General features: G+C 73.4%; 7 protein-coding genes. 3 read left to right on the plus strand and 4 right to left on the minus strand.

The genetic code is table 11. From position 1 onward, the window contains the following. On the minus strand, positions 1-192 hold a 192-nt coding region (locus AAHZ94_RS24955), incomplete at its 3' end, for a hypothetical protein (protein ID WP_349995382.1). Continuing rightward, positions 117-1,130 carry an ABC transporter substrate-binding protein gene (locus AAHZ94_RS24960; RefSeq protein ID WP_349995384.1) on the minus strand — a complete coding sequence of 338 codons (1,014 nt, stop codon included), beginning with the start codon at positions 1,128-1,130 and terminating at the stop codon, positions 117-119. The genes AAHZ94_RS24955 and AAHZ94_RS24960, both read right to left, overlap by 76 nt. A gap of 172 nt (positions 1,131-1,302) precedes the next feature. Here AAHZ94_RS24960 and AAHZ94_RS24965 point away from each other — a divergent pair, with 172 nt between their 5' ends. The 3 genes from AAHZ94_RS24965 to AAHZ94_RS24975 are packed head-to-tail and all read left to right on the plus strand — an operon-like array spanning position 1,303 to position 4,507. Beyond that, a complete protein-coding gene (locus tag AAHZ94_RS24965; protein WP_349995386.1) occupies positions 1,303-2,388 on the plus strand; it encodes a FecCD family ABC transporter permease in 1,086 nt (361 codons plus the stop codon). Beyond that, positions 2,385-3,575 (plus strand): FecCD family ABC transporter permease, encoded by a 1,191-nt coding sequence (locus tag AAHZ94_RS24970; RefSeq protein WP_349995388.1) that lies wholly within the window; start codon positions 2,385-2,387, stop codon positions 3,573-3,575. The genes AAHZ94_RS24965 and AAHZ94_RS24970 overlap by 4 nt, the downstream gene beginning before the upstream one ends. 2 nt (positions 3,576-3,577) lie before the next feature. Beyond that, complete coding sequence (locus tag AAHZ94_RS24975; protein ID WP_349995389.1) at positions 3,578-4,507, plus strand: ABC transporter ATP-binding protein; 930 nt, start codon at positions 3,578-3,580, stop codon at positions 4,505-4,507. A gap of 286 nt (positions 4,508-4,793) precedes the next feature. On the opposite strand, the gene AAHZ94_RS24980 is transcribed toward AAHZ94_RS24975, so the two are convergent. Continuing rightward, positions 4,794-5,153 carry a hypothetical protein gene (locus AAHZ94_RS24980; RefSeq protein ID WP_349995390.1) on the minus strand — a complete coding sequence of 120 codons (360 nt, stop codon included), beginning with the start codon at positions 5,151-5,153 and terminating at the stop codon, positions 4,794-4,796. 25 nt (positions 5,154-5,178) lie between these two features. Then, positions 5,179-6,951, minus strand: a complete 1,773-nt coding sequence (locus AAHZ94_RS24985; RefSeq protein ID WP_349995391.1) for an AbeC-like domain-containing protein — start codon at positions 6,949-6,951, stop codon at positions 5,179-5,181. Between the last annotated feature and the right edge of the window lie 353 nt (positions 6,952-7,304).

The following is a 7,304-nucleotide window of genomic DNA, read 5'->3' on the forward strand; positions in this document are numbered from 1 at the left end:
CCCCCCCCCCCCCCCCCCCCCCCCCCCCCCCCCCCCCCCCCCCCCCCCCCGCGCGGCGCCCCCGCGCCCCCCCCCCCCCCCCCCCCCCCCCCCCCCCCCCCCCCCCCGTCCGTCGACTACTTGGCGCCCATCGCCTTCTCGATGTCCTCCAGTACGGACATCGCGGCGAGCGAGCCGCCGAGGCTGGTCCACTTCGAGCCGTCGACCACCGACACCTTGCCGCCCTTGACGGCGCCGAGCTGACGGTAGGCGGGCTTCTTCTGGAGTTCGCCGAACAGGTCGGCGTCCTTGCCCTTCGACGCCAGGGTGCCGATGAACAGCCAGTCGCCGTCGATCTGCTGGATGTCCTCGTCGCTGATGGGCGTGGAGTGTCCGGCGCCCTTCTTGTCCTGGAGCTCCGGACGCTTGAAGCCCAGGTCCTTCAGCACGTCGCTGATGAACACGCCCTGCTGCATCACGGCCGTGCCCTTGGCCGAGTAGCGGGCCACGCTGACCTTCGCGCCGGCCTTGGCCCCGAGGCCCTTCTTGACCTCGGTGACGCGCTGGTCGTAGCCGGCCAGGAAGTCCTTCGCCTCGGTCTGCTTGTTCAGCACCTCGCCGGTGAGGGTGAGCGCGGCCTTCCAGTCCTTGGCCTTGCCGACGGTCACCACGGTCGGCGCGATGGCCTTGAGCTGCTTGAGCACCTGCGCGTCGGCTATCTGCCCGGCGAGGATGACGTCCGGCTTGGCGGTGGCCACCTTCTCCACGTCGGGGCCGGTGACCGCGCCGACGACGGTGATGTCCTTGGCCTTGTCCGCCAGGTACTCGGGGGCGCCCTGCTGGCCCCGACCCGCCGTCAGACCGACCGGCTGCACGCCGAGCGCCAGCGAGCTGTCCAGGTCCATCTCACTGAGGACCACGACCCGCTCGACCTTGCCGGGCACCTTCACGTCGGCACCGGTGGCGTCCTTGACCGTTCGCGCATCCTTCACCTTGTCGCCACCCTTGTCCGAATCATCCGATCCGCAGGCGGACAGGGCGAGGGCGGAGACGAGGGCGAGGGCGGTCACCGCGGTCAGCCGCGTACGGGGCGAACGCACCGCAGCCGCGCGGCGCTCGGCCTGGGACGGGGACAGGGGGGACGAGGTCATGCGGTTCTCCGAAGTCTCAGCCGGCGTACGGGCGTTGCCGCCGCCGGACCTGCCATACGGGCCCCGCCGCTGGTCGCAACGGAGGTCCCGCACCACCGGGGCATGGCGAACCACAGGTGGATCCGACGACCCACCCGGCGCCCCGGATCACATGCGAGGTTAGGCTAACCTCATGTCCGTTGCGCAAGAGGCCGGGCCTCCTTTCGACGTGACGAGGCCCACGAACCGCTGGCACCGCCCCACCCTGTGGGCTGCCGCCGCGCTGGTCGCGGCCCTGCTCGTGCTGTGCCTGCTGTCACTGCTCATCGGTTCCGGCAAGACGCCCATGGGGCGCGCGCTGGACTATCTGCTCGGCGACGCGTCGGCCCGTTCCGACGCCGCGCTGCGGCTGGCCGTGGTGGACGTACGGCTGCCGCGGACCATCGCCGCGGTCCTGGTCGGCGTCGCGCTCGGCGCCGCCGGCTGTCTGCTCCAGGCCGTCACCCGCAACCCGCTGGCCGAGACCGGGTTGCTCGGCGTCAACTCCGGAGCCGCGCTCGGCGTGGTCATCGGACTCACCTACTTCGACGTGGAGTCGGCGTACGGCGTGCTGGTCTGGGCGCTGACCGGCGGCATGGCGGCCAGCGCGGTCGTGCTGCTGCTCGCCGCCTCGGGCCGGGCCGCCGCATCGCCGCTGCGGCTGGTGCTCGCCGGGTCCGCGCTCGGCGCCACCTTCCACGGCATGACCTCGTACGTCCTGCTCGGCACGCAGTCCACGTTCGACGTGTACCGCTACTGGACGATCGGCTCGCTGGCCGGCGTGGAGACCCGTACCGCGCTGTCCATCGCGCCGCTGATCGTCGTCGGACTGGCCATCGCGGTGGGCGCCAGCCGCCCGCTGTCCGCGCTGGCCCTCGGCGACGACAGCGCCCGCGCACTCGGCCACCACCCCGGGCGCATCCGGCTGGTCATCGCGGGCGCGGTGACGCTGCTCGCCGGCGCCGCGGTGGCACTCGCCGGCCCGATCGCCTTCCTCGGACTGCTCGCCCCGTACGCGGCGCGCCTGGTCACCGGGCCCCGGCTGACCGCCCAACTCGCCCTCTCCGCGCTGATCGCCGCGAACGTCATGCTCGCCGCCGACATCGCGGCCCGGATCGTCATCCGCCCCTGGGAGACCCCGGTGAGCGTGCTGCTCGCACTGATCGGCGGGCCGCTCCTGATCTGGATCGCCCGCACCAACCGGCTGCTCGGCCTCGGCACTCCGGGAGGCGGCTCGTGACCGGCCAGGAACCCCATCCGACCGCCGCGCCCGACCCGGCCACCACACCCGACATGCCGGACATCTCCCGTACGGCGCAGGGCAGGAGCGGGGGCACGGGCACGCTGCACGCCTCCCCCGCGGCGGCGCGGGTCGCGGACGCGCTGCGCGTCGCGCCGACCGACAGCATCGTGCTGCGCACCGGCACGCTGTCCTGGCTCTTCCCGCGCCGGGCCGCCCTGGTCTCGCTCGCGCTCTCCGCGCTCACCGCCGTCATCGTCGCGCTGGCAACCCTCGCCAGCTCCACCGGAATGAGCGCGTCCGACTCGCTGAGCGGCCTGCTGGGCACCGGCGACTCGCTGACCGTGATGCTGGTGCAGGAGTTCCGGCTGCCGCGGATCGTGGTCGGGCTGCTGGTCGGCGCGGCGCTCGGGATCGCCGGCTGCCTCACCCAGACGCTGGCCGGCAACCGGCTGGCCACCCCCGACGTCATCGGCGTCAACGAGGGCGCGACGGCCGCCGTCGTCGCCTCGGTGGTGGGCAGTTCCACCGCCATGGTCGGCGACTGGTGGCTCGGCCCGCTGGGCGCGGCCGGTGCCGCGGTCCTGGTCGTCCTGTGCGCGGGCGGCGCCGGCACCCGCGGCTACCGGGTGCTGGTCGTCGGCATCGGCGTCTCCACCGTCATCGGCGCCGTCAGCGACCTGGTGATGTCCCGACAGAACGACAACACGGCGGGCGGCGTCTTCCTGTGGAGCGTCGGCAGCCTCAGCGGGCGCGACTACGGGGTGGGCGAACCGCTCGCCCTGTGCCTGCTGGTCCTGGTGCCGCTGGCGCTGGTGGCCGGCCGGCGGCTGGACGTGATGCGGTTCGACGACGACGTGGCCGCGGCGCTCGGCCTCAACGTGCCGCTGCTGCGCGGCCTCACGCTCGCGCTCGCCGTCGCCCTGGCCGGCGTCGCGGTCGGCGTCGGCGGCCCGATCGCCTTCGTCGCCCTGGCCTCGCCGGTCATCGCCACCAAGCTGTACGGGCCCGGCCGGGTGCCGATCGTCGGCTCGGCCCTGGTGGGCGCGGCGCTGGTGGCGGCGAGCGATGCGCTGGGCCGGATCGTCGCCCCGGTGGAGATCCCCGTCGGCGTCATCACCAGTGTGCTTGGCGGACCGTTCCTGCTGTGGGTACTGTTCGGCGGCTCCCCGTCCAGAAAGGCTTGACCGTGGAACTCGTCGTCGAATCGCTGAAGGCGGGCTACCCGGCGGGCGCCACCGGCAGGTCCGGCCCCGCCCACCTCGCCGTGCGCGGCGTTGACCTGACCGTGCCGGCCGGCCAGGTGGTCGCCATCGTCGGCCCCAACGGCTGCGGCAAGTCCACGCTGCTGCGCGCCATGGCCCGGCTGCACGAGCCGCACGCGGGCACCGCCCGGGTCGGCGGCGACGACGTCTGGCGGCTGCGCCAACGCCAGGCGGCCCACCGCGTCTCGCTGCTGCCGCAGTCCCCGCAGGCTCCGGAGGCGGTGACGGTGGCCGGGCTCGTACGGTACGGCCGCCATCCGCACCAGGGCCTGTTCCGCCAGTGGTCCCGGGAGGACGAGCGTGCGGTGCGCGCCGCGCTGACCGCGACCGGCGTCGCCCCGCTCGCCGACCGGCGCCTTGACCAACTCTCCGGCGGCCAGCGGCAGCGCTGCTGGCTGGCGATGGTGCTGGCCCAGGAGACCCCGGTGGTCCTGCTCGACGAACCGACCAGCGCGCTCGACCTCGGCCATGCGGTGGAGGTCCTGGAACTGGTCCGCGAGGTGGCCACCGCCGGCCGTACCGTCGTGATGGTCCTGCACGATCTGACCAGCGCCGCCCGGTACGCGGACACGATCGTCGCCATGCGCAACGGCGAGGTGGTCGCGGCCGGCCCGCCCCGCACGGTGGTGGACGCGGCGCTGGTGGAGCGGTTGTACGGGGTACCGGCCGATGTGCTGGCCGCCCCGGTGGACGGCTCGCCGGTGATCGTCCCGCGGCGCGGGGCGGGGGCGGCGACGGCTGGCGAGGACCGGGCGGGGGCGGCGGCCGAGGAAGCCGCGGAGCCCATGGAGCCCACGACCGGCGAATCGGAGTCGGCGGCGGCCGGGGAGCACGGGGAACCCGCCGAGCGCTAACCGGAGTCGGCGACCAAGGACGCGGCCACGGTCACGTCCACGACCATGGGCACGGACGCGGTCAAGGTCACGGGCACGGACTCAGGCACAGACCCGGTCAAGGTCACGGGTAAGGGCGCCGTCACAGGCAAAGAGACAGACGCGGACGCGGTCACGACGGCCACCTAGCCGGGCCGGGCAACAGCCGCCCCCGCCCGGCCTGGCTCAGCGGCCGGCCTGACTCACCGGCCGGGCGGCCCCGCCGCGCGCCGCCCGCGCCCCCCCGGCCGCGGGTTCGACCCGCCCCTCACATCCCCAACTGCGCGGCGACGGCCGCCGCCGAAGCCGCCACGGCCGACACCGCGACCGCGTCACCCAACAGCGCCCGCAGGCGCCGCAGTCGCCCCTCCCCCGCGCTGCCGGTCCGGGTGATCTCGTCCTCCGCGTCCGCGAGCGCCGCATCGAGGTCGGCGGAACCGTCGGTCGGCTCCGCCCGGGACAGCTCCGCCCGCAACTCCCGCAGGGCGGTCAGGAGGTCGTCCGTCGCCTGGTCCGGGGCCGCGCCGGTCCCGTGGTAGCTCCTGGCCTCGGCATGGCTGCCGATGGCGAACGTGCTGCCGGACACCTCGCCGATGTGGATCTGGGGCTGTGGCTCCGTACTGCTCATGGCGGTCGTCTCCTCCCCGGCGGCGTCAGCCTGCCGTGGGTCGTGGCGGCTCGCCACCGGTCGTGGTGGCCCGGGCGTGGTCGCCCACCGCGAAGGTACTGCGGTCCACGGAGTCGATGTTGATGCCGCCGTTGCTGATGTAGATGACCTTCTGCGCGAACTCGTCCGTCTGGTATCCGGCGGCCACGAGCGCCGTCTTCACGCCGTACGCGATGCGGTCCTGCACACTGCGCAGGTAGCGGTCGACGTCCATCGTCTGGAAGAGCGATCCGCTCGGCTCCGCGGCGAGTTCGCGCACCGAGAGGGCCGGGCCCTCGGGGAGTTCGTCGCTCCTGGACTCCCCGGTGGGCCACCGCCAGTTGTGCACGGCGCGCCGGCCGAAGGCCATCAGCGCCTGCCCGGGCGCGCTGGCCGTCTGTGTGAGGACGTTGACCGACTTGCCGAAGAGGTTCTGATTGGCCAGGCGGTACGCCTCGTGGTCGGCGTCCTTGAAGTCCTCGCGGATGGGCAGCAGCACATGCGGCGCCACCTCCAGCATCAGCATCCGGCCCTGGGTGTGGACGCGTACGAAGACCGTGACGACCAACTCGTCCTCCCAGCCGTGCACCCGGATGCGCAGGAAGTGGCGGCGCAGCTCGCCGCCCTCCTCGATCGCCTGGAGCCGATGCTGCTCGAACGCGCGCGGGCCGTACCGGGCCTGATCCCGGCTCGACAGGCCCTCGACGGGGATGAACACGCACTCGTCGATCTGCAACTGGCGCAGCCGGTCCCGTACGACGCGGTTCCGCTGCCCCGGCGCCCCGGACACCTCCCGCAACTGTTCGAGGAAGGGGCGCACCGCGGCCAGCACCGTGGCGTTGTCCAGGGGTTGCTGCTGCGCCGCCGGGTTCGGCCGGAGTTCGACGGCGAGTACCCAGGTGTCGTACGCGGTGCCGGCGCCACAGAACGGACGCGCCTCGTGATAGCGGACCAACGGGGCGTGCTGCTCGCGCCGGATGAGCCGCTTCACCCGGGCGAACCGGTCTCTGTCGATCCGTTCGGCCGGGTCATGGGCGAGCTCGGGGAACTGCTCCGGGGACAGTTCACCGCGCAACACGCGTATGAAGTGCATCTGTTTTCCGGCGACGCACACCGCCATCGCCAGCAGGACGGCCAGCCCCGACCATGACTGGAACGGGGAGCCCGGCTTGAAGGCCGAGTCGGAGAATAACAGGTCGAAGGGGGAAAGGAGGGAGAAGTCCCAACCGTCGTTGCCAGCAGACGCGTTGCCGAACGGGTCTGAGGCTTCGTCATTCTTCTTGGGCTTGTCCTTCTCGTGGCTTTCCCAACCGAAGCCGACCCGCAGGCTCTGCAAGACGAGGTGGGCGAGGAAGAATCGGCCTCCCCAGTGCAGGGCGAAGGCGAATCGCCGGCCACGGCCCCGTGCGCCGGCCTCGCTCCGTAGCCGCTGTCCGAAGGTCAGCAGGAGCCCGGGCACCACCAGGATCAGCAACCACCCCCCGGACACCGCAGTCCCGACCACGAGCAATCCCAACACGCCGCACAGCCAAGCGAGTTCGACCCGTCTGGCGCGCACGGCGTGGGCCAGGACCCGGGTGGCGTCGAAGCCGAGGGAGGGCGCGACGGTCCGGTGCTCGGCGCGGTAGAGCTCTTCGATGACCCGGTCCCGGTACGCCGCGTCCAGATAGGTCCCCGTACACAGCAGCCGGGTGGCTTCGCTCGCGTGCGGGGAGACCGTTGGGAGTGGCGGGGTGGGAGACGGGGGCGGGGGCTGCGGCGGCAGGTGCGGGTTGGTCATGGCCCTCCACGCATCGTCGGCCCATCGACGCGACAGGCCGCCGAGGCCGTTCCAGAACGGGGCCACACAGCATAGGTCGCAGGACCGGGCGGGGCTCGGAGCACGGCCGCTTGTCGGCCAACGTCCCTGTGTTCGGGGCAGTCATGGCCTTCGGAGACGCGACAACGGGCTCCCGGGGCCGGGCGGGTTGTGGCTCTAGGGGGCGCGGCCACAGGCTCTCCGCGCCGGGCGGGCGGGGGCCGGGGGGGGGGGGGGCCCCGGGCCGGGGGCCCCCCCCCCCCGGGAGCACTGGTTGGCGTGGTGGGCAAGGGTTAGTGCGTGGCGTGCGGATTGGCGCGGTGGACGGTGTGATG

Origin of the sequence: Streptomyces sp. HSW2009, from assembly GCF_040240285.1 — a bacterium.
Classification (GTDB): Bacteria; Actinomycetota; Actinomycetes; order Streptomycetales; family Streptomycetaceae; genus Streptomyces.

What these genes read in the sequence shown, in the direction of transcription:
- AAHZ94_RS24960 (WP_349995384.1), bottom strand. Translation starts at nt 1,130, where the DNA reads ATGACCTCGTCCCCCCTGTCCCCGTCCCAGGCCGAGCGCCGCGCGGCT.
- AAHZ94_RS24965 (WP_349995386.1), top strand. Translation starts at nt 1,303, where the DNA reads ATGTCCGTTGCGCAAGAGGCCGGGCCTCCTTTCGACGTGACGAGGCCC.
- AAHZ94_RS24980 (WP_349995390.1), bottom strand. Translation starts at nt 5,153, where the DNA reads ATGAGCAGTACGGAGCCACAGCCCCAGATCCACATCGGCGAGGTGTCC.
- AAHZ94_RS24985 (WP_349995391.1), bottom strand. Translation starts at nt 6,951, where the DNA reads ATGACCAACCCGCACCTGCCGCCGCAGCCCCCGCCCCCGTCTCCCACC.